The organism is Variovorax sp. BGA-UO-ETr-C22, assembly GCF_059567965.1.
Genome location: NZ_JCAQPA010000010.1, coordinates 165,140 through 189,406 on the forward strand (window position 1 = coordinate 165,140; position 24,267 = coordinate 189,406).

General features: G+C 63.4%; 25 protein-coding genes. 10 read left to right on the plus strand and 15 right to left on the minus strand.

Features of this window, described 5'->3' with window-relative positions; genetic code table 11:
* The first annotated feature begins 14 nt into the window (after positions 1-14).
* From AC57B8_RS14200 to AC57B8_RS14210, 3 genes are read left to right on the plus strand one after another with little or no spacing between them, the layout of a single operon-like run.
* Positions 15-746 (plus strand): ABC transporter permease subunit, encoded by a 732-nt coding sequence (locus AC57B8_RS14200; protein ID WP_492698161.1) that lies wholly within the window; start codon positions 15-17, stop codon positions 744-746.
* A gap of 1 nt (position 747) precedes the next feature.
* The gene (locus AC57B8_RS14205) at positions 748-1,437 is read left to right on the plus strand and encodes an amino acid ABC transporter permease (protein WP_070060204.1); all 690 of its coding nucleotides are present in this window, start codon (positions 748-750) and stop codon (positions 1,435-1,437) included.
* Positions 1,438-1,481: 44 nt separating this feature from the next.
* A complete protein-coding gene (locus AC57B8_RS14210) occupies positions 1,482-2,219 on the plus strand; it encodes an amino acid ABC transporter ATP-binding protein (RefSeq protein ID WP_056576214.1) in 738 nt (245 codons plus the stop codon).
* A gap of 73 nt (positions 2,220-2,292) precedes the next feature.
* Here AC57B8_RS14210 and AC57B8_RS14215 read toward each other — a convergent pair whose 3' ends face one another.
* The 4 genes from AC57B8_RS14215 to AC57B8_RS14230 are packed head-to-tail and all read right to left on the minus strand — an operon-like array spanning position 2,293 to position 6,232.
* Complete coding sequence (locus AC57B8_RS14215) at positions 2,293-3,231, minus strand: nucleoside hydrolase (RefSeq protein WP_496479946.1); 939 nt, start codon at positions 3,229-3,231, stop codon at positions 2,293-2,295.
* 43 nt (positions 3,232-3,274) lie between these two features.
* Positions 3,275-4,312 carry a DctP family TRAP transporter solute-binding subunit gene (locus AC57B8_RS14220; RefSeq protein ID WP_062471046.1) on the minus strand — a complete coding sequence of 346 codons (1,038 nt, stop codon included), beginning with the start codon at positions 4,310-4,312 and terminating at the stop codon, positions 3,275-3,277.
* A gap of 40 nt (positions 4,313-4,352) precedes the next feature.
* The gene (locus AC57B8_RS14225) at positions 4,353-5,651 is read right to left on the minus strand and encodes a TRAP transporter large permease (protein WP_307635951.1); all 1,299 of its coding nucleotides are present in this window, start codon (positions 5,649-5,651) and stop codon (positions 4,353-4,355) included.
* Complete coding sequence (locus tag AC57B8_RS14230) at positions 5,648-6,232, minus strand: TRAP transporter small permease (protein WP_070060201.1); 585 nt, start codon at positions 6,230-6,232, stop codon at positions 5,648-5,650. The genes AC57B8_RS14225 and AC57B8_RS14230 overlap by 4 nt, the downstream gene beginning before the upstream one ends.
* A gap of 987 nt (positions 6,233-7,219) precedes the next feature.
* Here AC57B8_RS14230 and AC57B8_RS14235 point away from each other — a divergent pair.
* From AC57B8_RS14235 to AC57B8_RS14245, 3 genes are all read left to right on the plus strand, one after another.
* Positions 7,220-7,507 (plus strand): DUF6794 domain-containing protein, encoded by a 288-nt coding sequence (locus tag AC57B8_RS14235; RefSeq protein ID WP_496479947.1) that lies wholly within the window; start codon positions 7,220-7,222, stop codon positions 7,505-7,507.
* Positions 7,508-7,636: 129 nt separating this feature from the next.
* Entirely contained in the window at positions 7,637-8,899 is a 1,263-nt protein-coding gene (locus AC57B8_RS14240; RefSeq protein ID WP_496479948.1) for a hypothetical protein, read from the plus strand.
* 337 nt (positions 8,900-9,236) lie between these two features.
* Positions 9,237-9,719 (plus strand): GreA/GreB family elongation factor, encoded by a 483-nt coding sequence (locus tag AC57B8_RS14245; RefSeq protein ID WP_354346783.1) that lies wholly within the window; start codon positions 9,237-9,239, stop codon positions 9,717-9,719.
* Between the two features lie 79 nt (positions 9,720-9,798).
* On the opposite strand, the gene AC57B8_RS14250 is transcribed toward AC57B8_RS14245, so the two are convergent.
* Positions 9,799-11,265, minus strand: coding sequence for an aminotransferase-like domain-containing protein (locus AC57B8_RS14250; protein WP_496479949.1), 1,467 nt, complete (start codon positions 11,263-11,265; stop codon positions 9,799-9,801).
* A gap of 374 nt (positions 11,266-11,639) precedes the next feature.
* Between AC57B8_RS14250 and AC57B8_RS14255 the strand changes: the two genes are divergently transcribed.
* Positions 11,640-11,876 carry a hypothetical protein gene (locus AC57B8_RS14255; RefSeq protein ID WP_496479950.1) on the plus strand — a complete coding sequence of 79 codons (237 nt, stop codon included), beginning with the start codon at positions 11,640-11,642 and terminating at the stop codon, positions 11,874-11,876.
* Positions 11,877-12,205: 329 nt separating this feature from the next.
* Here the strand turns inward: AC57B8_RS14255 and AC57B8_RS14260 are convergent, their stop codons facing one another.
* Positions 12,206-12,529: a hypothetical protein gene (locus AC57B8_RS14260; protein ID WP_496479951.1), complete on the minus strand. Its 324-nt coding sequence runs from the start codon at positions 12,527-12,529 to the stop codon at positions 12,206-12,208.
* A 378-nt stretch (positions 12,530-12,907) separates the two neighbouring features.
* On the opposite strand from AC57B8_RS14260, the gene AC57B8_RS14265 reads away from it, so the two are divergent.
* Positions 12,908-13,183 (plus strand): glyoxalase superfamily protein, encoded by a 276-nt coding sequence (locus AC57B8_RS14265; RefSeq protein ID WP_495264891.1) that lies wholly within the window; start codon positions 12,908-12,910, stop codon positions 13,181-13,183.
* A gap of 47 nt (positions 13,184-13,230) precedes the next feature.
* A complete protein-coding gene (locus AC57B8_RS14270) occupies positions 13,231-13,485 on the plus strand; it encodes a hypothetical protein (RefSeq protein ID WP_159278616.1) in 255 nt (84 codons plus the stop codon).
* Positions 13,486-13,820: 335 nt separating this feature from the next.
* Here AC57B8_RS14270 and AC57B8_RS14275 read toward each other — a convergent pair whose 3' ends face one another.
* Positions 13,821-14,747 (minus strand): alpha/beta hydrolase, encoded by a 927-nt coding sequence (locus AC57B8_RS14275; RefSeq protein ID WP_496479952.1) that lies wholly within the window; start codon positions 14,745-14,747, stop codon positions 13,821-13,823.
* A gap of 458 nt (positions 14,748-15,205) precedes the next feature.
* Between AC57B8_RS14275 and AC57B8_RS14280 the strand changes: the two genes are divergently transcribed.
* Entirely contained in the window at positions 15,206-15,769 is a 564-nt protein-coding gene (locus AC57B8_RS14280; RefSeq protein WP_495264888.1) for a metal-independent carbonic anhydrase family protein, read from the plus strand.
* Between the two features lie 285 nt (positions 15,770-16,054).
* Here AC57B8_RS14280 and AC57B8_RS14285 read toward each other — a convergent pair whose 3' ends face one another.
* The 8 genes from AC57B8_RS14285 to AC57B8_RS14320 form a co-directional block, all read right to left on the minus strand.
* Positions 16,055-16,564, minus strand: coding sequence for a DUF1993 domain-containing protein (locus AC57B8_RS14285; protein ID WP_496479953.1), 510 nt, complete (start codon positions 16,562-16,564; stop codon positions 16,055-16,057).
* A gap of 431 nt (positions 16,565-16,995) precedes the next feature.
* Positions 16,996-17,496, minus strand: coding sequence for a hypothetical protein (locus AC57B8_RS14290; RefSeq protein WP_159278613.1), 501 nt, complete (start codon positions 17,494-17,496; stop codon positions 16,996-16,998).
* Between the two features lie 338 nt (positions 17,497-17,834).
* Complete coding sequence (locus AC57B8_RS14295) at positions 17,835-18,104, minus strand: hypothetical protein (RefSeq protein ID WP_496479954.1); 270 nt, start codon at positions 18,102-18,104, stop codon at positions 17,835-17,837.
* A 384-nt stretch (positions 18,105-18,488) separates the two neighbouring features.
* Positions 18,489-19,460, minus strand: coding sequence for an NAD(P)H-dependent flavin oxidoreductase (locus AC57B8_RS14300; protein ID WP_062470992.1), 972 nt, complete (start codon positions 19,458-19,460; stop codon positions 18,489-18,491).
* Positions 19,461-19,472: 12 nt separating this feature from the next.
* Entirely contained in the window at positions 19,473-20,405 is a 933-nt protein-coding gene (locus tag AC57B8_RS14305) for an electron transfer flavoprotein subunit alpha/FixB family protein (protein ID WP_070060186.1), read from the minus strand.
* Positions 20,406-20,418: 13 nt separating this feature from the next.
* The gene (locus AC57B8_RS14310) at positions 20,419-21,168 is read right to left on the minus strand and encodes an electron transfer flavoprotein subunit beta/FixA family protein (RefSeq protein WP_496479955.1); all 750 of its coding nucleotides are present in this window, start codon (positions 21,166-21,168) and stop codon (positions 20,419-20,421) included.
* A gap of 37 nt (positions 21,169-21,205) precedes the next feature.
* The gene (locus AC57B8_RS14315; RefSeq protein ID WP_095743556.1) at positions 21,206-22,204 is read right to left on the minus strand and encodes a Bug family tripartite tricarboxylate transporter substrate binding protein; all 999 of its coding nucleotides are present in this window, start codon (positions 22,202-22,204) and stop codon (positions 21,206-21,208) included.
* Positions 22,205-22,257: 53 nt separating this feature from the next.
* Positions 22,258-24,243 (minus strand): acyl-CoA synthetase, encoded by a 1,986-nt coding sequence (locus AC57B8_RS14320; protein WP_496479956.1) that lies wholly within the window; start codon positions 24,241-24,243, stop codon positions 22,258-22,260.
* Positions 24,244-24,267: the final 24 nt, after the last annotated feature.

Consider the following 24,267-nt stretch of genomic DNA (forward strand, 5'->3'; position numbering starts at 1 on the left):
AGGAGTAAACACACATGGGAAACTGGGATTGGCAGGTCTTCCTGCAAGACCCCGGGGGGGAATATCCGAGCTACCTGCAATGGATGCTCTCGGCCTGGGGCTGGACCGTGTCGGTCGCGCTGCTGGCGCTGATCGTCGCGCTGGTGCTGGGCTCGCTGATCGGCATCATCCGCACGCTGCCCGACAGTCCGTGGCTCGTGCGCTTCGGCAATGCATGGGTGGAGCTCTTTCGCAACATCCCGCTGCTGGTGCAGATCTTCCTCTGGTACCACGTGATTCCGGCGCTGGTTCCCGTGATGAAGGGCGTGCCGAGCTTCATCCTCGTGGTGCTGGCACTGGGCTTCTTCACTTCGGCGCGTATCGCCGAGCAGGTGCGCTCCGGCATCCAGGCGCTGCCCAAGGGCCAGCGCTACGCGGGCATGGCGGTGGGCTTCACCACGCCGCAGTACTACCGCTACGTGATCCTGCCGATGGCGTATCGCATCATCATCCCGCCGCTCACGAGCGAGACGATGAACATCTTCAAGAATTCGTCCGTCGCGTTCGCCGTGTCGGTCACCGAACTCACCATGTTCGCCATGCAGGCGCAGGAAGAAACCTCGCGCGGCATCGAGGTCTACCTGGCGGTGACGGCGTGCTACGTGGTGTCGGCCCTGGCCATCAACCGGCTCATGGCGTACATCGAGAAGAAGACCCGCGTGCCGGGCTTCATCGTCTCGGCCAGCGCTGGCGGCGGAGGACACTGACATGATGAATCTCGACCTGTCCTTCTACAACTGGGACGTCATCAGCAACTTCGTCATCAAGGGCTTCTACTTCAGCATCATGCTGACGGTGGTGGCCACCATTGGTGGCGTGATCTTCGGCACGATCCTGGCGCTCATGCGCCTGTCGGGCAAGAAGTGGCTCGATGCGCCCGCGGCGCTGTACGTCAACGGCATGCGAAGCATCCCGCTGGTGATGGTGATCCTGTGGTTCTTCCTGCTCGTGCCGGCGTCGTTCTATTCGCTGTTCGGTTCGCTCGGCTCGAACTACCGCTCCGAGATTTCGGCGGTGATCACCTTCGTCGCGTTCGAAGCGGCCTACTTCAGCGAGATCATGCGTGCGGGCATCCAGTCGATCCCGCGCGGCCAGGTGAACGCGGGCCAGGCCGTGGGCATGACCTACGGCCAGAACATGCGCCTCGTGGTGCTGCCGCAGGCCTTCCGCAACATGCTGCCGGTGCTGCTCACGCAGACCATCATCCTGTTCCAGGACACCTCGCTGGTCTACGCCATCGGTGCCTACGACATGCTCAAGGGCTTTGAAACGGCGGGCAAGAACTTCGGCCGTCCGATCGAGGCCTACCTGCTGGCGGCGGTCGTGTACTTCGCCATGTGCTACGCCCTTTCCTGGCTGGTGAAGCGCCTGCACAAGAAAATCGCCATCATTCGCTGATTGAGTGGCTGAACTGAACCGGAGAGAAACAAATGTCCGAAAAAATGATTGAAATCAAGAACGTCTCCAAGTGGTACGGCCCGGTGCAGGTGCTCAACGACTGCTCGGTGAACATCTCCAAGGGCGACGTGGTCGTGGTGTGCGGCCCGTCGGGCTCCGGCAAGTCCACGCTCATCAAGACCGTGAACGCGCTCGAGCCCTTCCAGAAGGGCGAGATCACCGTCAACGGCATCCCGCTGCACGACCCCAAAACCAACCTGCCCAAGCTGCGCTCCAAGGTCGGCATGGTGTTCCAGCACTTCGAGCTGTTCCCGCACCTGTCGGTGACCGAGAACCTCACGATCGCGCAGATCAAGGTGCTGGGCCGCACGCCCGACGAAGCCAAGACCCGGGGCCTGAAGATGCTCGACCGCGTGGGCCTGATGGCGCACAAGGACAAGTTCCCCGGCCAGCTCTCGGGCGGCCAGCAGCAGCGCGTGGCGATCGCCCGTGCGCTGTCGATGGACCCGATCGTGATGCTGTTCGACGAACCCACCTCGGCGCTCGACCCCGAGATGGTCGGCGAAGTGCTCGACGTGATGGTGAGCCTGGCCAAGGAAGGCATGACCATGATGGTCGTCACGCACGAAATGGCCTTCGCCCGCAAGGTCGCGAGCCGCGTGATCTTCATCGACGTGGGCGGCAAGATCCTCGAAGACTGCCCGAAGGACGAGTTCTTCAACCACCCGGAAAACCGTCAGCCGCGCACCAAGGACTTCCTCAACAAGATCCTGCAGCACTGATTCGCTGCGCGCTCCAAGCAAAAAGCCACGCTGTTCGCAGCGTGGCTTTTTTTCTTGGGGCTTGGCGGAGAGCTCAGGGCAACCGCGCGATGTGCTCCGTCAGCAGGTCGAAGAAGCCCTGCGCATCGCCGTCGATGACCCACTGCACGTTCGCGGGCCGCTTCAGGCTGCCGTGCCAGTCGGCCACGGTCTGGCCGAAGCCCATGCCTTCGCGGCTGTCGATCTCGACGTGGATGCGGCGGCCCTGGAACAGGTCGGGGCGCAGCAGGTAGGCCGTCACGGTGGCGTCGTGCACCGGGCCACCCGGCATGCCGTAGTGGGCCATCTCCTGCGGCGCGTAGGCGTCGAGGATGTCGGCGACGATCGCGCCGGCGCGGTTGCCCAGCTGGCGCAGCCGCGCGATGCGCGCGTCGCTCGTGAGGATCTTGTGCGTCACGTCCAGCGGCAGCATGGTGATCGGCACGCCGCTTTTCAGCACCGCTTCGGCCGCGTGCGGGTCGGCGAACACGTTGAACTCCGCCACCGGCGTGATGTTGCCGCCATTGAAATGCGCGCCGGCCATGAGCACCAGCTCGCGCAGGCCGCGCACGATGTCGGGCGCCTGCTCGAGCGCCAGCGCGAGGTTGGTCTGCGGGCCGAGCATGGCGAGCGTCACGCTGTTCGCGGGCGCGGCGCGCAGCGTGCGAACGAGGTAGTCGACGGCATGGCCTGCGGCCAGCGGCACGGCGGGCTCGTGCACGGCCACGCCGGTGAGGCCTTCGCGGCCGTGGATGTTGGCGGCGTAGATCGGTGTGCGCTGCAGGGGCCGCTCGGCGCCCGCGTAGACCGCAAGCTCCGGCCGTCCGGCCCATTCGCAGGCCAGGCGCGCGTTGCGCGAGGTTTTGGCCAGGGGAACATTGCCCGCCACCGTGGTCAGCGCCTGAATCGCCAGCGATTCGGGCGCCGCCAGGGCGAACAGCAGCGCGACCACGTCGTCCGCGCCGGGGTCCGTGTCGATGATCAGGGTGTGCATGGCGACATTGTCATGCCGCCCCCGATCCACGGCGATGCGCGGCTTACTTCGCGCGCGCGGCGATGGCCTTCTCGGCCTTGGCCACCAGGTCGACGCCGACGGTCGACTTCCACTTGTCGTACACCGGGCGCGTGGCCTTCACGAAGGCGTCGCGCTCGGCCGGCGTGAGGTTGGTCACCGTCACGCCCATGGCCGCGATGTCCTTCAGCACGGGCTTGTCGGCTTCGACCAGGCCCTTGCGCGCGATGGCGATTTCCTGCTTGCCGGCATCGAGCGCGGCCTGGCGCACGATGGCCTGGTCGGCCGGCGTCCACGAGGCCCAGATTTCCTTGTTCACGACGAACACCAGCGGGTCGGCCACGTAGCCCCAGGTGGTGACGAACTTCTGGCCCACCGTGTGCATCTTGAGCACCGTGAACAGGAACAGCGGGTTCTCCTGGCCGTCGACCGCGCCGCTGGCGAGTGCGGGCTGCGCGTCGGCCCAGCTCATCTGCGTGGGGTTGGCGCCCAGCGCGGTGAGCATGTCGGAGTAGATGGGCGAGCCCACCACGCGGATCTTCATGCCCTTGATGTCGGCCGGCGACTTGATCGGCTTCTTCGAGTTGGTGATCTCGCGGAAGCCGTTCTCGCCCCAGGCGAGTGGCACCACGCCGGCCTTGTCGAGCGTCTTGAACATGTCCTTGCCCACCTCGCCCTGCGTGAGCGCGTCGATGGCCGCGTAGTCGGGCATCAGGAAGGGCATGGAGAACAGGTTGAGCTGCTTCACTTGCGGCGACCAGTTGATGGTCGAGCCCACGGCCATGTCGATCACGCCCTGGCGCAGCGCGCTGAACTCGCGCGTCTGGTCGCCCTGAATGAGCGACACGCCCGGGTACAGCTTGATGTTGATGCGGCCCTGGGTGCGCTCCTTCACGAGGTCGGCCCAGATCTTGCCGGCCTGGCCCCACGGCGTGGGCGGGCCCAGCACCAGCGACATCTTGTACTCGGGCTTGTAGGTGGCCTGCGCCATCGCGCCGGTCGAGAACAGGCCGAGCGTGGCGGCGACGGCGGCAAGGCCCAGTAGGGTGCGGCGGAATTTCATGAGAGAGGTCTCCTCTTGGTCTGTCGATGGATCGAAAAAATCAGTAGCCCAGCTTGCGCGGCAGCCAGAGCGCGAGTTCGGGGAAGGCGATCACCAGCACCATCACCACGAACATCGAGAACAGCATCCAGCCCACCCACTGCACGGTTTCTTCCATGCGCACCTTGGCGATGCGGCACGAGACCATGAGGTTGACCGCCAGCGGCGGCGTGAACTGGCCCAGCGCCACCTTCAGCGTGAGGATCACGCCGAACCACACCGGGTCCCACTTGTAGTGCTGCACGATGGGCAGCAACAGCGGCACGAAGATCAGGAAGATCGACACGCCGTCCAGGAACATGCCCACGGTGATCAGCAGCAGGATCAGGAGCGCCAGGATGCCGTACTCGCCCAGCCCCGAATTCACGATGGCGCGCGTGACCGGATCGATGACGCCCAGCGTGGACAGCGAGTACGCGAAGATGCCCGCCAGCGACACCACCAGCAGGATCACCGCCGACAGCTCGCCCGACTCGCGCAAGATCACGAACAGGTCGCGCACCTTGATCGTCCGGTGGATGCACATGCCCACGAACAGGCCGTAGAACACGGCGACCACGGCCGCCTCGGTGGGCGTGAACCAGCCCGCGCGCATGCCGCCCAGGATGAGCACCGGCGCCGCCAGGCCCCAGATCGCTTCGCGAAAGCTCTTCCAGAACGGCGGGCGCGGCAGCGTCGATTCGAGCGCGCCCATCTTGTGCTTGCGCGCCAGCCATACGGCCGGAATCATCAGCGCCAGGCCGGCCATCACGCCGGGGATCATGCCGGCCGCGAACAGCGCCGGCACCGAGGCGCCGGGCACCAGCACCGAGTACACGATGAACGCGACCGAGGGCGGAATCAGGATGTCGGTGGCCGCCGCGGCGCCCACCACGCTGGCCGAGTAGGCGGCCGGGTAGCCGGCGCGGCTCATGGCCGCGATCATCACCGCGCCCACGGCGGCGGCGTTGGCCGGGCCCGAGCCCGAGATGCCGCCCAGGAACATCGCCACCGCAATCGCCACCAGCGGCAGCATGCCGGGGCCGCGGCCCACGATGGCGATGGCGAAGTTGACCAGGCGCAGCGCCACGCCCGAGCGGTCGAAGATGGAGCCGACCAGCACGAACATCGGAATCGCCAGCAGCGGGTACTTGCCCAGGCCGGCGTAGAAGTTCTGCGGCACGGCCAGCAGGCCGAACCACTGCGCGTCGGCGTTGGCCAGCGCGATGCAGGCCGCGCCCGCCAGGCCGAGCGCGGCGCCGATGGGCACGCCCACCAGCATCATGAGCACGAAGGCGACGAAGAGCAGGGTGGCGATCACTTGGCGTCGCCCTTCTTGCTGTTGTTGTCGTCAGACTTGTAGTTCGTCTTGCGGCCACGACGGACCATCAGGCCGATGGCGCGCCCCGCGATCGCGAACGACACGATGGGCAGCCAGATCGAATACCACCAGGCCGGCAGGCCGATGCCGGGCGTGGTTTCCTCGAAGCGGTAGTCGTCCCACACCATGCGGATGCTGAGCGCGCCGATCAGTGCGAACAGGATGGCGATCATCAGCGCGCCGAACTGGGCCAGGCGCTTGCGCCGCGCCATGGAGCCGCTCTCCGAGAAATACTCGATGCGGATGTGCCGGTCGCGCGCCACCGCGGCCGAGCCGGCCACCAGCGCCAGCATGATCATGAGGAACACCGAGAACTCCTCCGTCCACGCGAACGACGAGTCGGTGAAGTAGCGCACGATGACGTTGGCGAAGGTGATGAGCGCCAGCGCGCCCATGATGAGAACCGTGAGCCAGTCTTCGATGGCGAGGGGAACCTTGGTGGGTTCGTCGGCGGCTTCGATGTCGGGGGGGAGGGGACTGGCGGCGTCCAGCGTGGGGCCGGACTCGGGAGGAGTTGTCATCGCAGGAAAGGGCAGCTGAGGCAGGCGCCAGGTCACCGGGCGGACGCCGGGACGCGATCCGTACACCTTGACAGGCGAGCAGCGCTCGATGCTAGGGGGTCAATGACCATTCATATATCGGGGGTTTCCTTAGCTGTGGCGGTGTGTTGACGGCCTCGGCTGGGGGGCCTTCGGGGCGCGTGCACAGGACACCGGGTACTCCCCTCCGCGAATGTCCCCCGGGGCTGCGCCCCTCCTCCTTGATTTCGCTGCGGGGAGCACCCGATGCCCTGTACACGATGAGCGCGGTTGTGGGGTTGGTGGTTCGACCGCTGCGGTGGATTGCAGATGGATGTGCGGGGCGTACCACTGAGCTTTCGTGAGCGACAGGCACTGGCGAAGCAGAAGCCCGAAGGGCTGGTGCCGGATGCGGTCGACATGGACATGGCTGCGTTCAATGTTCGCTTCAGACTGGTTGTTGTCGTTCGTTCGATCGGGCGGACCGGAGGGGTACTATCGGCCAGAACCAACCATTCGCTGCGTCGGGAAAATTCGAATAGAAGCGGGCATCGCAGAAAGACAAGGGACTTACATGCCAACGTTCTCGATTCATGCGCACGAGGTGCTGGTTGGGTACTCCAGCTTGGAGTTGGGCGACCCTCCTATGGGCGTAGCGTTTGGCATATTTCGACCGGTTCCGGGGTACTCGAATATCCGCGCCGAATGCATTTCAAATCACGCCGATCAGGCCCACCTTGCCCTAACAGTGCGAACAGAAGACCAAACGGTCCTCGCCTGTGCTGGCGTGTGCATCATGGACTGCGACGATGGCCCCGATAGCATCGAGGTGAACGTCTTGGGCATTTCCTACCCGGCCTATGAGACGTTGTTTCCCGAGCACGTCGCAGCCTATGAGCGACAGTGGAGCTGATCACGTCGGCTTTCCGCTGCGAACTCGGTCACGACGGCAGCGCGACTGGCTGCAGTCGGCCAAAAACAGACCTACCCATGATCTATCCAAGAACGGTTGAGGAAGCTGTCTCCAAAGCCCGGGGGCTTCTTTCCGCTGAGGACAAGGACGTGCTTCGGAACTGTTCGCTGGAAGAGGCTAGTTGGCGACTGCATATGACGGTCGGACACCAGTTGAGGAACGAATTCGGACTGTGGTCAGAGGAGGCGAAGCCGCTCTTCGACAACATCAACGCAAAGATGCCCCACCGTCTCGCTGTCGAAGGTGACTCCGCGTCCGCCGCGCTTATAGACGCGCTTTGGCATGATGCGCGATCCAGGTCTTGACGCCCGTCGATGCGCCGCATTCGGCCATGAGCTGACTGTTGTGATGGTCAGCTTTCGAGCCCGCCAGTTTGGTAGTCCCAGCTTTTGACCGAATAGCAAGAAAGAGGCGATGTCGTGCCAGCTACTGAGATGACGACAGCGGAGGTGCCCGGGGTGTACCGGCGCATCGCGAGCGCAATTGGTGCGGCACACTGGCAAGGTGCCGTTGCACGGCAGGAAGAGGCTATTCGGTCTAACCACTTTCTCCGCGACTACCTACATTCGGAGTACGCCGTCGCATACCAGTTGGATCGGCTGCGAAAACTGGTCGCGGCGTTTGGCACGGTGCCACACGATGTCTGCAACGACCCAAGCATTTTTCCGTCTATGGGCTTCGCGGTACAGGTACTCGGAGTCATGGAAAGGAGCACCCCCAAGCAGGCCAGAGCATTCGTCAAACGGGTCCGAAACGCCTTCAGCAGTCCCGGGAACATGCACGGTCTGGCCTTGGAACTGCAGGCAGCGACCCACTTTGCCCGTCGAGGACAACGTGTGGCGTGGCACAGAACGAGCGACGGGGGCTCTTTTGATCTCCTGGTCGAAGATCTTGGCCCCAACGGGCTCGAGGTCGAATGCAAGTCCATCTCCGAAAGCAAGGGTCGTCGCATCCATCGCCATGAAGCGCTGACGTTCTGGGGCGAGCTTTGGAAAGACTTGGTCGGCGTTGCGCAGAACCTGCGCTCGGCGCTTGCGGTGGTGCTGACCGTTCCATATCGCTTGCCAGTAGACGCAGGGGAAAGAATTGCACTCGCGAGAGAAGTCGTTGCTCGAATCGTGGCTGGGAACGGCGCGATGTTGGGCGGAGGCGCGGAAGTGCGCATTGAGCCCTTCGATCCTGCCAAGATCGAAGCGGCAGAGAACAAGGGCCGCATGGAGTTGCGTAAGGCCATCAGCGCCGCGACAAGAACTGAAAACCGCGAAGCAGCCGTGTACAGGACCCCTGCGGGGGGCATGCTGATGTTCGTGATGCAAAGTGCAGTTGAGGACGATGTGCTGGATCAGGTGTTTGCCACCCTCGACGAATCCGCGGCACGACAGTTCACCACCAATCGTGGCGCCTTGTTCTGGGTAGCATTGCAAGGCGTCGACGCAGATCAGTTGCTGTCGATACACGAACAAGACAGCGACGCGAGCGAGCAACCATCGCGGTTGAAACTCGGAGTTAGCAGCTTCCTCCATCGTGCTCCGAGCCACATCGTCGGTGTCGTGTTCAGCAGCAGAGGCGGCCTTTTTCCCTCTGTCGATGGCAGCACGGATTCGGGCGGAACAATGAACTTCTTCTTGAACGAAGACAGCCCTCTCTGGCACGCAAGCTTCCGCAGCCCACTAAGAGTGGCGGGGATGCTGGAGTAGAGCGCCTCAGCTGGTTGGTACGTCGGGCAAGGTGGGCAGAGCAGCGAACTGCGCCATCGATGCCCCTGAAAAGGGGCCCCATACCTTTCGAATGGAGGATTGAGGGGTAGGAACGAGATAAGGGCCCTTGTTGCCTCTATGCACCGAGGGCATTTGAATTTCAAATGGCCAAGACAACGCCGACAGGCCGATTCTGGGCGGCGAGTTAAAGGGCGCGGATGTCGCTGATGGGCCCATTGCTGAAGTTAACCTGTAGCCAACAGAAGCGTCGAAGGCTTCTGGAGCCCTTCATAATCTAAATCTGCCCCCCGCTTGTTCGAGATGCCGACCTTTCGTCATGGATAAATTCTTGCTGCAACAGCAGGTGCTGGAACGGCTCGCCGAAGACCTGCTGCAAGCCGAACAGGCAGTGCGGGCAGCCCATGAAACGGCGACTCACGAAGAGAACATCGCCGAAAACAAATACGACACATTGGGACTCGAAGCCGCCTACCTGGCCACCGGCCAAGCTCGGCGCGCCGAAGCCATACGCCAGGCGATGGCCAATTGGCGTCAATTCCGCCCGCGTCCCTACGACGCCAGCATAGGAATACGGCTCGGCGCGTTGGTCTGCCTGGTCGATTCCGACGACAAGCAGCAACAGCTCTTTCTCGGCCCAGATGGGGGCAGCATGACGTTGGTCAGCGGCACTCAGCTTGTTCAGGTCATCAGCAGCGAAGCCCCTTTGGGTCGGGCAATGCTGGGCAAATGCGAGGGTGATGAGGTGTCGATACAGGTCGCTCCAACCCGACAGCAGTTCGAGGTGCTGCGGGTTCTTTAAGCCGCGACTGGACAGAAGCGGCACGCGTGACGTTGAGAGTCAGTCGAAGGCGGCGGACCTCGACTTGCATGGACGCAAACTAGGGTCTCGACGAACGTTCCTCGAAGATGGGCCCCGATTTGCCAGTTGTAGATTTCAGCTGCGCGTTGGCGAGATCTCCAAGACTCCTGATAGCCCCTTCCAAGCGCGGGTCGCCGAGATACCCGTAGTTGATGCGCAGGTGCCGGGTGTATCGGCGGTCGGCTGAAAACAAATGGCCCGGCGCTACGCCTATGCCGAGCCGAAGAGCGTCCTGGTGCAGTGCGAGCGAGTCGACACCTTCTGGCAGCGCGAGCCACAGGAAATAGCCACCCTCGGGGCGCGTGACCCGCGTTCCAGTTGGAAAGTATCGATCGATAAATCGCAAGCATGCAGCCTGCTGGCGGCTGAGCGAATGCCGCAGGGCGCGCAGGTGACGATCGAAACTCTTGTGTTGCAGGTACTCCTGCAACGCCAGTTGCGAGGGGAGTGCCGTCGCCAGCGAGCTCATCAACTTGTTGCGACCCAAAGTGGCTGCAAAGCGACCGCCCGCTACCCAGCCGATGCGATATCCGGGGGCCAGGGATTTCGAGAAAGAACTGCAGTGCAGCACCCAGCCATCCCGGTCCCAGGCCTTGGCTGGTGGCGGTCTCCGAGCCCCATGCGCGAGCTCGCCGTACACGTCGTCTTCGATCAGCGGTATGGCGCGGGTGGCGAGCATGCTGACCAGTTGCTCTTTGGCTGCGTCGCTCATGGTGCAGCCCATCGGATTCTGGAAGGTCGGCATGAACCAGCAGGCCTTCACCGGATGCTGGTCGATCACGCGAGCAAGAGAGTCGAGATCTACGCCTGTTCGCGGGTGCGTCTCAACCTCGACCGCGCGAAGACCGCGGCGCTCCAGTGCCTGCAACGCACCGTAAAAGGTTGGCGTTTCGATCGCCACGAGGTCGCCTGGCTGCGTCACCGATTCGAGCGCAAGATTGAGTGCTTCCATCGCCCCGCTGGTGATGACCAGTTCAGACGCAGGAACATCCATCCCGATGCTGCCGTAACGCAGGGAGATCTGATGGCGTAATAAGGCGTTTCCTGGTGACAAATCCTCGACGGTCTGCCAGGGATCCATCCGCTTGAGCGCTCGCGTCAGGCCGGCGGCAAGTTGCTCGAAGGGAAACAGCTCTGGCGACGGAAAGGCCGAGCCGAGCGGGACCATATCGCGCTCGCGAGCCTGCGCAAGGACCTGAAAGACAAGCGACGAGACGTCGACCGACATGGACCGCAGGACAGGCTCGCTGGCGGCGAGTTCGTTAGTCGGCATTTCCGCGCCCGCTCGAACGAAGTATCCCGACCGCTGCCGCGCTTCGACAAGCCCTTGCGCCTCCAGCAGGTAGTAAGCAGAGAACACGGTGGACGCGCTGATGCCCATTTGCGACTTCAGTTCGCGCACGGAGGGAAGGCGATCGTTCGCCTTCAGGCTACCCGCGCGAATACGCTGAGCGATGTTGTCGGCAAGCTTCTCGTAGCGGTTCATGGGCATCTCTTTCTGATACGGTCGTTCTGGACCGCTCCAGAGATTGTCATATCAGACGTCGGCCTGCCCCGGCGCGACTACCGGCCTCCTTGCATCTGATACGAAAATTTTCAGCTGATCTGATTCTGTACGTATCAGCCAGGAAGATGAACACTCGACATCACGATGAGAGTGCTTCTGTGGTGCAGGCAGACTGCTCCGCCTTTCGACCCATGTCTTGCGTGCCTTTCGACGCGCCTTGCGGACGCGCATTTAGCTCACCGCAACCGTTTCGTTAAATTGATTGATTGAATTTCCGTTTCTTCATCGGTCTATTGAGCTAATCGCCGCACTCGGGCACTTCACCGTCTGTCACCATTGATATCCCTTCAATCATGAATTCAATCCCTATCTCTTTTGTTATTTTCAAGGTTCTCGTGCTCAGCGTGGGCATGTATTTAGCCGTCAAGTGGCATTACGAACGGGGACAGAAGGACAAGAATCAAAAGACAGTTGCAGTGGTACTGACATCCATCAAGGTGGGCGGGGCGTTCGTCGCTTCTGCGTTCCTCGTGCTCTTCCTCACCTTTGAATTTTGCAATTGGATGGGTCTGGACCTGGCCATGCAGTGATTGGAAGTTTTCGGTCGATAGCCCGGATACGGTGCGACTGACGGCACGACCCTTTCAGAGACGGACATCGACACGATGGCGCGGTATTTGGCTGGCATGCCGACGTGCGAGGCGAGCGCGCCGATGGCAAAGTGCTCGCCCAGAATTCATGTCAAGTGATCGCCTAGCTGCATAGTCTCTGCTCCTGCGCCAACCTGCGTTGGTGCCGGGCATCAGGCCGGTGACCTTCTTGCCAGCAGCCTTGAGGCGGCGCCGGAACTCGATCTGGCAATCTTCGATTTTCGTATTCGATGAGCTCGCCGAGTGGCTGCTTGTGGCCGCAACGAGCCCTAGTCATCGACCTCAACAATCTGAGGCCCCAATCGACTGAGCTCGTTCCGCTGACCCTCGGTGAAGGTGCGTCGCGCGAGCACAAGTGACTGCAACCCGGTGATGCCTGCCAATGCCGCGATGGTCGCTATGGAGAGCCGCGAGGCGTCGAGCGCAATTTGCTGGATGCCTCGCAGACCGCAAAGCGGAATGACCTTATCGTCCGCCAAAGATACATCCATAAGAGTGACCGCAAAGACCTCCGCGTCCCACACGTAGCCGCCACCGACGGCTTCCACGCCGTCGAGAATCGACTGATTGGCTTGGCTTTCTTCAGGCGTCATTTTCGGTTCACTGTATTGAAGGCGGCGGGAAGCAGGCGCGCCCCGTCTGGAAAGCTGAGAGGCGCCGACGAACTTCCGCTCTTGGCCGACTGCAGCCGGTCGCCTTGCCATCGCAAAGGGCGCTGCTCTCGACAATTTCGCGCGATCATGAAAGCTGGAGCTGGAATGGATTGACACACCCCCCGAGGCAATGGAAAAGGCCCATTTAGGATGTGTGAATCCTCGTCCCTCCATCAAAAATTCCTACGGATTTCGGCTGGGGCCCAGTGTCGATTCATGTATTTCATTGTGAATATGGGCCCTTCGATAATCCGGAGACGCACAACGTGCGTCTGATGAGTTCGCGCACATGAGATTAACTAAATAGAAACAACGCTTGTGGAGCAACATCGCTTTGGGCCTATGCTGCCACCGTACCTCCAGGTGTCGCGCGAAGGCCGTGTGCAGCACTTGGCCGAACACAGCGGCACCTGCCGCGGTGCAGTCCTGCGCATTGCATGCAACGGAATCGATGGCTTTCATGCCGGGATGGCAGCCAAGCAGTACGGCCACGCGTGTCCTGGCATCGAGGACACGGGGTGGGGCACGCGTGAGGTGACAGTTCGGCATTCCTTCGGGAATCGGTTGACGTTTGCCAACGCAGTGAGCACGTGACGGGCCGTCCGAATGCCCCGAACCGCCGACGGCCGTGGCTACAGTCGATGGCAGCCCTCGCCGTCGCGACCTTGATCGGCTGGGGGTGCCTTATTGGAGCGATCGAAGTGGTGGAAAGCGTGCGCACCGGGGTGCTCAACAACCGCAAAGGACCTGACATCCTTGCCGTCGAGCAGCCTGTCCTTTACTGGGCCCTGATCAGCTTCTACGCGGCGGCAACCCTGACCGCCGCCGGCTTGGCGCTTTTGGTGATGGCCATTGCCGTGCGCGATCTGATCAGTGCAAGAGGCCCTGAGCGATGAATGCGTCGTCTACGCGCTTGGCGACCTGCGTGCGCGTTGCCGAGGTGTAAAAGTGGCGCGATCTTTCCTATGCCGACTGGAGCGCGAGATTCCGGCTTGAAGATGGCCCGCGGACCTCGAAGGGTCGAGGTGGTGACGAGCCCGTTGCCGGCTGTCAGTGCGGCGTAGTTCTCCTGGTCAACTCGCAAGCGACTGCGTGGCGACGCCGAATGACTGCTTCTGTCCGAAGCCGGGCTTCCGCTGATTCACAGAAAGATGGTGTGAGGCTGCAGTTTCACTCCTTCTTACATACGCACTCACAAAGAGTTGACGACTTGTCCGTTCGCTGTGATTTGTCAGTGCGCCGAGAGCAGATACTTCATGCCCTGCGTAAAGCCACGCGGCGCGACGGTGAGATGGTCCTCGTCGTTCAGGACCGCTGACTTCAGCTTCAAGCTTGGGTACTTTCTGCTCTGTAGCGCCGTCTCCAGCGCCTGGTTGTCGGCAACCATGTCTACCGTCTGGTTGTAGCGCCGAACACCTTTGCGCAGCGCCTCATAGGCGCCGACATAAAGATAGACATTCGCCGTCAGGTCCCGATTCTGTTTGGCGTAGCTCGCTTCGAGCTTCAAGGCATGTCGCTTGTCGTACCAGAGAGATGGGCTGCCGAGGATATAGCCGTTGAACAAGCCGGGCTCGGTGAAAAGGATCTGCATCCCAAGCAGGGCGCCGTAGGAGTGACCGAGAAAGATTGTTCTGGCCGGGTCGGCCCGGTAGCGAGCGGCGATGAACGGCTTTACCTGGTTGCGCAGATATTCTTGATAGGCGCGCGCCTGACCGTGGACCGCATTGGCTGGCGCGGTGCTTGGGCCGTTCGGTGTCGGTGTGTAGTCGCGCTGGCGGCTGACCGCCCCGTCCTCGCCCTTTGCGTAAGACAGGCCGACGAGGATGAATTCCTCGATCCGAGGCCCTTCAACGTTCAGGCGGCGCCCCAACTGCCGGACGATCGGGAAAGCGTAGTCGGCGTCAGTCACATACAGCACGGGGTAGCGCTGCCGCGGCTGCTTCGCATAGGACGGCGGCAAAGCAATGAAGACTTGGTAGCCGCGGCCTGAAACCGGATCGGGCACGTCCCATACCTCGGTGTCGACAACCTCGTAAGGCCGCCCCTCGCCGGGCTGCACCTTGGGCGTCGTTTGGGCCTGGGCGCGTGCCGGATCGCCAGAGATGCCGAAGCTGGCGATGAGGGCAACCAGCAAGGCATTCAGAAAACGTTGTTGCATGTGATGAGGTCTTCGCAGATCGGAGGAAATTCTGGTGCAGACCGAGAGGATGGCTTTCGTTCGACACCTGTCCCATGTTGAGTGTCTGCTTGTGACCGAATCGTTCCGGCGCAAAAAACGGACGGTTGTTGGCCCCTGGTGACCTTAGGGTGTTCGCGAACTGGGCGGCGTGAGCCAAGGTCCGGTTCTGGCCGATAGCACTCATTCGCGCGAGGCCAGAAGATGCCGGCAACCGCTGCATCGCCGTCCTTCGTGTGCGCCCGCTTCAGTCTGTTGCGAGACAGGCCTGCACGCCTGGCTATCTCGCAAATGCACAACCATTCATTTCATTTGCATCTTTTACTCAGAGCAAATCGGCCGGCGCATCATGCCTTGTGCATGTCGTATGGATGCACTTTGGGTCTCGGCTCGACCCACCCGGCCGCTCCGGTATCCAACTACTTCAATTGGAGACCCAAATGAAAAAATTCATTCCCAGCGCCATCGCCAGCCTCCTGATCGCAGGGGCCATCTTGCCGGTCGCCGCCAAGGAGAAAGTCGTCGCCCGGAGCATCACGGAAGCGGAAGTCCTGGGGGCCCAGCAGGCCTGGTGCAAGGCGCTGGTCGACATCAGCGCTGCGAATTCCAGCGGAGGGCAGCCGGCCGCCAGGGCGCTGGCCGAGAAGGTCATCGACAGCGCCTACGCCTACCAGCTGGGCGCAGTGCTGTTCAAGCCGACGCTCACGACATCGCCGCAGACCTTCCGCACCGCTCGCGACGGCGCGCTGGCGTATTTCGTGGGCGGCAACCCTGCCTTTCCCAACGACACCGGCTTCGCCCTGAAGGGCTGGACCAAATGCGAGATTGCCAACAGTGCCGTGCTCATCCACGGCGACGTGGCCAGCACGCTGGGTAACGTGCTGTTCACCGACCCGGACGGCAAGGTCACCACGGTCGACAAGACCTGGACTTTCGTGAAGGACGGTGCCGGCAAGCTGCGCATCGTCGTGCATCACTCGTCGCTGCCGTACGCTGGCCGTTGAACACCGCATTCGAGCGCCGGCAGGCCCAGGCTCTGGTGCGGCGCCTTCAAGGGGCCTTCATCGGGTGATGAAGGCCCCTCGGAGGACCGTCATTGGTGGCCCCAAGGCGCGAATCGGTGGCAGCACGCCGTCGCAGTGCTCGACCTGCACCGCAGTGAGTTGCCCCGCGCAACCCTGCGCCAGTGAGGAGGTGCCGATGTCGCGCGTCAACACATTGGGCTTGCCGTGCACGCTTGCACTTCGAGCGGCAGTGGCCAGAGTGGCTGAACGCCTGTCTGTCTTGGGTCAGTAGGCACCCATGTAGTCGCGCTTGCCGATCTCCATACCGTTGTGGCGCAAGATGGCATAGGTGGTGGTCACGTGGAAGAAAAACTGCGGCAGTCCATAGTGCAGAAGGTATGCGCTTGCGGTCAGCTTCTTTTCCTTGGGGGTGCCGGGGCGCAATACGATCTCGCGGCTCTCGCAGGAATCAAATTGCTCAGGCTTGAAGGAGCCGATATGGGCCAGAGCTTTGGCGATCAACGCTTGCAGGTCGGCGAAGCTGACCTCGGTGTCGGGCCAGGACGGCACCTCGGCACCCGCCAGGCGGGAGGCAATGCCCTTGGAGAAGTCTGCGGCGATCTGTACCTGACGTACCAGCGGAAACATGTCAGGGAACAGCCGCGCCTGCAGCAGCGCATTGGGATCGATATTTTTCTGCGTCGCCTGGTCTTCGGCCTTCTTGAGCACGTCGGACAGGGCGCGCAGCATCTGCTGCATGACGGGAACGGAGGCGTTGTACAGCGGGCTGGTCATGGTGAGTTCACTTCTAAAAAATTGGGCGCGATGGCCGGAGTTGGCGTGGCAGAGGCCCTGCCTACCATGCAAGGCTAACAGCACAGGGTGAACTGAATCGCCCCGACTTTTGTGGCCAGCTTTTCTTCCCGCTGGTAGTCGGAGCCGCCGCGTTGAAGGGCAGGTCACTGGCAAGAAGCGGACGTCAATTGCAGATGCACGACAGACCGTGATCGCTGCATAGCAGTCGGTCGACCTCTCGCATCGAAGGACCGCTTCGGGCCCGAAGCGGCTGTACAGCCCGAGCTAAAGCAGTCCTCTTTAGGGTGCGTTGATGTTGATATGCAGATCTGGTCAGCGTCGGCTTTTGGCCGCATTCTGCCGCAGGCGCGCAGGCGTCAGTAGGCTCATAGTGGCCTTGGAGATTTGCTCCGAAGCGGACGTCTCAATCTTCACGATTTTCGTAAGTGGGCGTCTGGCCAGCTATAGATAAGAATATGAAGTCGGCCAGACAACGCATAGGTGGCATGCAGGCGGCAATTTGCGTCAACTTCCCACCTCTCTGCGGCTACTCGTCCATCATCGGTATGCCGTACCCATTCAGGTTCGCCGAGCTTCTTCCTTGCCGATCCTGTGTCATCGGAAAATGCCAACCCAAATGGCAAGGCATGTCTGTATTGGGCATAACGATCCGCGCCATCGGAGTAGAAGAATATGGTGTTAAAGAATAGTGGCCCAACGCCCATTGGCTGATCGTCTATTCCTAGAAACCAAGCTTCATCGGTGAATGCAAAAGAGACTCCGCCGCTAGGGCGCTCGATGTAGGCGCGATAGTCGTCTTCGGGAAGTTCAAGTTCGTCGCTCAAGTCAAAGCCAAGTGCAGTGAACGCCGCCTGGAGGTCCAAAGATGTTATGGGCAGCCCAAGGAATGGATACAGGATCTCGACGTTCATGGTTCCCTTGATCAATCGCTAGAAGAGTGCGTACTCCAGCTGACGGTGAGGAGATGCGAGCGTCAGCTTTGAGGGGAATTTGGTCTCGCTCAGGAGTGGCCGCTCATGGCCGATAGTACCCATTCGCGCGAGGGCGAGAGATGTCGGAAACCGCTGCAAAGCAGCTGCTCGCATTGTCTGCCGACGATCAGCATGGAGCGCATGGCTGCCACCGAGGCCTGCACCACAAGCACCTCAATCGAACCGAATTCCCTCCATCACAAGGGCTTCAGCAGTTGCACCCCAAAGAACCTGTTCACCAGGGCGGGCCGCGAAACACGCAGCCCGCAGACCAGCCGCTAACCGCCAGTCTTAAGCGCTGCGCGTCGCGCCTTCTCGCTCAGCTGAAACAGCTCCCCCGCCTTGCGAGCGAGATCAGCTGCAAGCCAAAGCACGTTGTCCAGTCGTCGAGGCCCGTCACCGCTGCACCAGTCGATCTCTTCCCCGTGGCAGACCCACAGGAGCGCTTCGAGCTGAGACAGGGTGTTTTCGAGAAGATCCGCCGGGTCTTGGGCGTTGTCTTCGGGAGCTACCGGCGTGCGAGGCCGGGCTATAGTCTTGGTAGCCATTTTTGTGCGTTCCTTCCAAGGCGATTGCACGAACTTGGTTAGACGGCTGGGGTGCTGATAACGCCCTGGCCGTCGCCTTTTGATACCTCGCATCTGCATCGCTGCTTTCGCAACGACGACCTGCCGCGAGGCAAGCAGCCTTCAAACATCTCAGTAGGGGGTGGGGTGTGGCGCCTTTCTTCTTCCCTTGGTGGGGTGTCGAGTGACAGGGGCATTCACTCTAGAGAAGAACCCGGCGAAGTGGCCGGTTCATGCGGCACGAAGTCTCGGCGAGCGCCAACAAATGCAGCTTCTGCGACGCGCTGAGCACGGACCTCGTGGGCCCGTGCCGCGCCAGTCCGAAGCGGCTCTGAACGCTCCCGTCGGCGGGAGCGCGGCAGAGCTTCAGTTCATCCAGCTGCGAGCGCGGTCCAGATGCTCCCGGCACTCGCGCACCATGCGTTCGAGCAATTCAGCGCAGGTCGGGATGTCGTCGATCAGCCCGATGCACTGGCCGGCCGAGACCACGCCGTTGTGCACCTCGCCCGACTCCAGCGCCGCGCGGCCGCGTGCACCGGCCACCAAGGGGCGGATGTCCTCGAACTCGCAGCCGCCCGGACGGCGTTCGGTGGCCACCACTTCTTCGGAGATCGCGTTGCGGAACACGCGTGCCGTGTTGTGCAGGGTGCGGAACATCAGCTTGGTGTCGCGCTCGGTCGCGGCCACCAGTGCCTGCTTGATGTTGTCGTGGATCGGCGCTTCCTGGGTCACGCAGAAGCGCGTGCCCATGTTGATGCCCTCGGCGCCCAGTGCCAGCGCGGCGGCCATGCCGCGGCCGTCGGCGATGCCGCCCGACGCGATGATCGGAATGCGCAGCTTGCGCGCCGCCACCGGCAGCAGCACGAGGCCGGGCACGTCGTCTTCGCCCGGATGGCCCGCGCATTCAAAACCGTCCACCGACACCGCGTCGACGCCGTTGCGCTCAGCCGAGAGCGCGTGGCGCACCGAGGTGCACTTGTGGACGATCTTCACGTCGTGGCGCTTCAGGGCCTCGATGAAGTCCTTCGGGCTGTTGCCCGCGGTCTCCACGATCTTCACGCCGCTGTCGATGATGGCCTGCACGTACTCGGCGTACGGCGGCGGCTTCACCGCCGGCAGGATGGTGAGGTTCACGCCGAAGGGCTTGTCGGTCATCGTGCGCGTGCGCGCGATCTCGTGGCGCAGGTCGTCGGGCGTGGGCTGCGTGAGCGCCGTGAGAATGCCCAGGCCGCCGGCGTTCGACACGGCCGCGGCCAGCTCGGCGCGGCCCACCCATTGCATGCCGCCCTGGATGATGGGGTAGCGGATGCCGAGCAGTTCGGTGATGCGGGTCTTCATCGTCGCAGCCGCTTACAGCGTGGTCACGAGTTCCGGCACGGCCGTGAACAGATCGGCCACGAGGCCGTAGTCGGCCACCGAGAAGATCGGCGCTTCTTCGTCCTTGTTGATCGCGACGATGACCTTCGAGTCCTTCATGCCGGCCAAGTGCTGGATCGCACCCGAGATGCCCGCGGCGATGTACAGCTGCGGCGCGACGATCTTGCCGGTCTGGCCCACTTGCCAGTCGTTCGGGGCGTAGCCTGCGTCGACAGCTGCGCGGCTGGCGCCCAGGCCGGCGTTGAGCTTGTCGGCCAGCGGCGTCATCACTTCGTTGAACTTCTCGGCGCTGCCCAGGGCTCGGCCACCCGAGACGATGATCTTGGCGGCGGTGAGTTCGGGGCGGTCACTCTTGGTGACTTCACGGCCCACGAAGGCGCTCTTGCCGCTGTCGGCGACGCCTTCAGCCGTTTCAACGGTGGCGCTGCCGCCGGTGGCGGCTGCGGCGTCGAAGCCGGTCGTGCGCACGGTGATCACCTTGGTGGCGTCGGTGCTCTGCACGGTGGCGATGGCGTTACCGGCGTAGATCGGGCGCTCGAACGTATCCGGGCTGTCGACCTTGGTGATGTCGCTGATCTGCGCCACATCGAGCTTGGCGGCCACGCGCGGGGCGACGTTCTTGCCGTTGGCAGTCGAGGGGAACAGGATGTGGCTGTAGTTGCCGGCGATGGCCAGCACTTGTGCGGCGACGTTCTCGGCGAGGTTCTCGGCCAAGCTGGCGCTGTCGGCAGCGATCACCTTGGACACGCCGGCGATCTGCGCGGCAGCCTTGGCGGCTTCAGCAGCGTTGGCACCGGCCACGAGGATGTGGACGTCGCCACCGCAAGCCAGCGCGGCGGTCACGGTGTTGAGGGTGGCCGGCTTGATGCTGGCGTGGTCGTGTTCGGCAATGACGAGTGCGGTCATGTTCGTTTCTTCCTCAGATCACTTTGGCTTCGTTCTTGAGCTTGTCCACCAGGGTGGCGACGTCGGGCACCTTGATGCCGGCGCCACGCTTCGGGGGCTCGCTGACCTTGAGCGTCTTCAGGCGGGGCTTGACGTCCACGCCCAGGTCTTCGGGCTTGAAGGTGTCCAGCTGCTTCTTCTTGGCCTTCATGATGTTGGGCAAGGTGACGTAGCGCGGCTCGTTCAGGCGCAGGTCGGTCGTGATGACCGCGGGCAGCGTGAGCGTGAGGGTTTCCATGCCGCCGTCGACTTCGCGGGCCACGGTGACCTTGTCAGCTGCGAGGTCGACCTTCGAGGCGAAGGTGGCTTGCGGCAGGTCGGCCAAGGCAGCCAGCATCTGGCCGGTCTGGTTGGCGTCGTCATCGATGGCTTGCTTGCCCAGGATGATCAGCTGGGGCTGTTCCTTGTCGACCAGCGCCTTGAGCAGCTTGGCGACGGCCAGCGGCTGCAGTTCTTCAGCGGTCTCGACCAGGATGCCGCGATCGGCACCGATGGCCATCGCGGTGCGCAGGGTTTCCTGGCACTTGGCATCGCCGCAGGAGACGGCGATCACTTCCGTGACCACGCCCTTTTCCTTCAGGCGAACCGCTTCTTCGACAGCGATCTCGTCGAAGGGGTTCATGCTCATCTTGACGTTGGCAATGTCCACCCCGGTGCCGTCGCTCTTGACGCGCACCTTCACGTTGTAATCGACGACCCGTTTGACAGGCACCAGAACTTTCATGGCTGTTCCTCTTGAATGACAAAAATGGGAAAAGGGGTTACTCGAGCTTGGCGCCCGACTGCTTGATCAGGCGCTCCCACACGGGGCGCTCCTGCTTCCAGGCCGCGGCAAAGAGCTCGGGCGAGCTGTCCTTGATCTCGAAGCCCATGGCCGCGACGCGCTCGCGCACGTCGGGCTGCTGCGTGGCCTTGCGCACTTCGTCGGCGATGCGGTCGACGATGGCCTTGGGCGTCTTGGCGGGCGCGGCAATGGCGAGCCAGCCGGTTACGCGGTAGGCCTCGTCCTTCAGGCCTTGCTCGGCCAGCGTGGGCACGTTGGGCAGCGTGCTCATGCGGCGCTCGCCGGTCACGCCGACGGCCTTGAGCTTGCCCGCGTCGATGTGCGGCTTGGCCGCGAGCGCGCTGGCGTAGGCCATCTGGATCTGGCCACCGATCAGGTCTTGCACCATCGGTGCCTCGCCCTTGTAGGCGACGTGGTTCATGTCGGCCTGCTGCGTGAGGCTCATGTGCGCGCCGGCCAGGTGCGGGTAGGCGCCCACGCCGTACGAGCCGTAGGCCACCTTGCCCTTGTTCGCGGCCACGTACTTCAGCAGCTCGGGGCCGGTCTTGGCGGGCACGCTGGGGTGCACCACCAGCACCAGCGGCGCCATCGCGATCTGGTAGACCAGCGTGAGGTCGCGCTGCGTGTCGTAGGGCAGTTTCTCGTAGAGGAACTCGTTGGTCATGAGCGAGTTGCTCAGCGACAGCACGATGGTGTAGCCGTCGGGCGCGGCCTTGGCGACCGCGTCGGTGCCGATGATGCCGGCCGCGCCGGGCTTGTTGTCGACCACGAGGGGCTGGCCCATGCTGGCCGACATCTTCTGGCCGAGCACGCGCGCCAGCACGTCGGTCGCGCCGCCGGCCTGGAAAGGCACGACGAGGCGGATCGGCTTGTTCGGGTAGGGCGCCTGCGCATGCGCGGGGGCCAGCGCGAACAGCGCGGCGGTCGATGCTGCCGCGCACAGCAGGGCGCGGCGGGTCGAGGGTTGATGGGTCATGGTTTGTCTCCCGTTCGGTTTCAGAAAATCGTGTCGAAGAAGAAGCAGGCCGGTCACTTCAGCGCGATGCGCGTCTTGAAGGGCAGCGGTTCCAGGGCCTTCTGCAGCCGTTCCTGCAGTGCTGCGGCTTGCGCGCCCGCCGCAGCGGCGTCGATCTGCACATGCACGAGGCTTTCGCCTTCGGTACTCACCGCAGGCCGCGCCGCATCGCTCAGGCCGAGTGCCGTGCAGACCTCGGCGACCGTGGCCGTCACCACCTGCCGCGCGGCCATGGCGCGCAGCTCGGGCTTGTAGATCTTGCCGACGTTGGTCATCGGCATCGTGGCGATCACCGACACCCACTTGGGGCGCGCGGGCGCTTCGTCCACGCGTGCAGAAGTGAAGGCCAGCAGTTCCTCTTCGGTGGCCGAGGCGCCGGGCACCAGCGTCGCGAAGATCACGGGCAGTTCGCCCGCGTAGGCATCGGGGGCGCCGACGGCGGCGCACAGCTGCACGGCCGGGTGCGCGCCCAGCGCGTCCTCGATGGTCTTGGGATCGATGTTGTGGCCGCTGCGGATGATCAGGTCCTTCGAGCGGCCCGTGAGGTGCAGCCGCTCCTCGGCGTCCATCCAGCCCAGGTCGCCGGTCGCGAGCCAGCCGTCGGCCGTGAAGGCCTTGGCGTTGTCGGCCGGATCGACGAAGCCCGAGAACACGTTGGGCGACTTGAACAGCACCATGCCGGTCTCGCCCTGCGCCACCTCGCGGTCGCTGGCGTTGCCGTTTTCGTCCAGCGCCACGATGCGCACCTGCGCATAGGGCAGGCGAAAGCCGACGCAGCCCGCGGGGCCGTTCACGCCGGGCGGCGTGATGGTCGAGATGCCGGCCATCTCGGTCATGCCCAGGCTCTCGTGCACGTGCAGGCCGAACAGGCGCTCGAAGCGCGCGGCCAGCTCGGGCGCGAGCACGGCGGCGCCGGTGCGGCAGTAGGTGATGGAGGAGATGTCGGCGCCGTCCAGCGGCACATTGGCCAGCGCGGCCAGCACCGTGGGCACGGCGGACAGCGAGGTCGGGCGGTACTTCTCGACCAGCTTCCAGTAGTTGGCCAGCACCTCCTTGTTGCGCAGCAGCGAGGGCGTCGGAATGATCACCTCCACGCCCGCCGACAGCGACGACAGCGAGGCCGGCAGCACGCCCGCCACATGGAACAGCGGGTAGCCGTTGATCGAGATGCCCTGTTCGTTCATGCCCGCGAGCTGCACGCTGGCCCAGGCGGTGAACACCTGCGCGCCGTGGCTGTGGCGCGCGAGCTTGGGCGCGCCCGTGGTGCCGCCGGTGTGGAAGTAGGCGGCGATGTCGGTGGGCGCGATGTCGCGGCCGCTCACGAGGCGGTCGCTCGGTTGCGCGGCGCGCAGCACGTCGAACTCGGCCACGCCCGGCAGCGCGCTCGCGCTGCCCGACTCCATTTCTGGCAACGTGCCGGCCGCACCCGGCGCTTCGTCGTGCGGCGCCACGCGCAGCACGGTGGTGAGCGTGGGCACCTGGCCGCGCAGGCGCATCGCCTTCGACCACATGCCCGATTCGCTGTCGGAGCCGTAGGCGATGAGCACCTTGGCGCGGCCTGCGGTCATCAGCGCGACCAGCTTCTCGTCGGTGAGCAGCGGGTTCAGCGGCTGCACGATGCCGGCCGCCTCGCCACCCCACAGCGCCAGGTGGTATTCGAGGCAACCGGGCAGCAGCACCGCCACTGCATCGTCCGGCCCCACGCCCAGCGTGTGCAGCAGGTTGGCCGTCTGGTGGATGCCCGCGAGCAGCTGCGCATACGACCAGCGGATGGGTGCATCCGCCGGGTTGCCGCTGGGCAGGAAGGTCAGCGCGGTCTTGTCGCCGAAGGCCGCGCCGGAATTGCGAAATAGCTCGTAGGTGCTGCGCACCGTGAGTGCTTCGCCGAGCGGCGTCTCCTCCAGCCGCCGGATGTCGGCAAGACCGCGCACCGTGAACAGGGGGCGGAACGGCGCGCTGGCCGGTCCCGTGGGGATGTTCTTGTCGTTGCCTGTTGTCATGTTGTCTCCTTGAGGGGGTCTTGC

Bases quoted from the DNA above. Each gene is read 5' to 3' on its own strand.
- AC57B8_RS14270 (WP_159278616.1), top strand. From the start codon at position 13,231: ATGGCAGCCCTCGCCGTCGCGACCTTGATCGGCTGGGGGTGCCTTATT.
- AC57B8_RS14230 (WP_070060201.1), bottom strand. From the start codon at position 6,232: ATGACAACTCCTCCCGAGTCCGGCCCCACGCTGGACGCCGCCAGTCCC.
- AC57B8_RS14215 (WP_496479946.1), bottom strand. From the start codon at position 3,231: ATGCACACCCTGATCATCGACACGGACCCCGGCGCGGACGACGTGGTC.
- AC57B8_RS14255 (WP_496479950.1), top strand. From the start codon at position 11,640: ATGAATTCAATCCCTATCTCTTTTGTTATTTTCAAGGTTCTCGTGCTC.
- AC57B8_RS14320 (WP_496479956.1), bottom strand. From the start codon at position 24,243: ATGACAACAGGCAACGACAAGAACATCCCCACGGGACCGGCCAGCGCG.
- AC57B8_RS14295 (WP_496479954.1), bottom strand. From the start codon at position 18,104: ATGGCTACCAAGACTATAGCCCGGCCTCGCACGCCGGTAGCTCCCGAA.
- AC57B8_RS14285 (WP_496479953.1), bottom strand. From the start codon at position 16,564: ATGACCAGCCCGCTGTACAACGCCTCCGTTCCCGTCATGCAGCAGATG.
- AC57B8_RS14220 (WP_062471046.1), bottom strand. From the start codon at position 4,312: ATGAAATTCCGCCGCACCCTACTGGGCCTTGCCGCCGTCGCCGCCACG.
- AC57B8_RS14290 (WP_159278613.1), bottom strand. From the start codon at position 17,496: ATGAACGTCGAGATCCTGTATCCATTCCTTGGGCTGCCCATAACATCT.
- AC57B8_RS14250 (WP_496479949.1), bottom strand. From the start codon at position 11,265: ATGAACCGCTACGAGAAGCTTGCCGACAACATCGCTCAGCGTATTCGC.
- AC57B8_RS14210 (WP_056576214.1), top strand. From the start codon at position 1,482: ATGATTGAAATCAAGAACGTCTCCAAGTGGTACGGCCCGGTGCAGGTG.
- AC57B8_RS14260 (WP_496479951.1), bottom strand. From the start codon at position 12,529: ATGACGCCTGAAGAAAGCCAAGCCAATCAGTCGATTCTCGACGGCGTG.
- AC57B8_RS14245 (WP_354346783.1), top strand. From the start codon at position 9,237: ATGGATAAATTCTTGCTGCAACAGCAGGTGCTGGAACGGCTCGCCGAA.
- AC57B8_RS14200 (WP_492698161.1), top strand. From the start codon at position 15: ATGGGAAACTGGGATTGGCAGGTCTTCCTGCAAGACCCCGGGGGGGAA.
- AC57B8_RS14310 (WP_496479955.1), bottom strand. From the start codon at position 21,168: ATGAAAGTTCTGGTGCCTGTCAAACGGGTCGTCGATTACAACGTGAAG.
- AC57B8_RS14305 (WP_070060186.1), bottom strand. From the start codon at position 20,405: ATGACCGCACTCGTCATTGCCGAACACGACCACGCCAGCATCAAGCCG.
- AC57B8_RS14280 (WP_495264888.1), top strand. From the start codon at position 15,206: ATGAAAAAATTCATTCCCAGCGCCATCGCCAGCCTCCTGATCGCAGGG.
- AC57B8_RS14300 (WP_062470992.1), bottom strand. From the start codon at position 19,460: ATGAAGACCCGCATCACCGAACTGCTCGGCATCCGCTACCCCATCATC.
- AC57B8_RS14235 (WP_496479947.1), top strand. From the start codon at position 7,220: ATGATCTATCCAAGAACGGTTGAGGAAGCTGTCTCCAAAGCCCGGGGG.
- AC57B8_RS14275 (WP_496479952.1), bottom strand. From the start codon at position 14,747: ATGCAACAACGTTTTCTGAATGCCTTGCTGGTTGCCCTCATCGCCAGC.
- AC57B8_RS14205 (WP_070060204.1), top strand. From the start codon at position 748: ATGATGAATCTCGACCTGTCCTTCTACAACTGGGACGTCATCAGCAAC.
- AC57B8_RS14240 (WP_496479948.1), top strand. From the start codon at position 7,637: ATGACGACAGCGGAGGTGCCCGGGGTGTACCGGCGCATCGCGAGCGCA.
- AC57B8_RS14315 (WP_095743556.1), bottom strand. From the start codon at position 22,204: ATGACCCATCAACCCTCGACCCGCCGCGCCCTGCTGTGCGCGGCAGCA.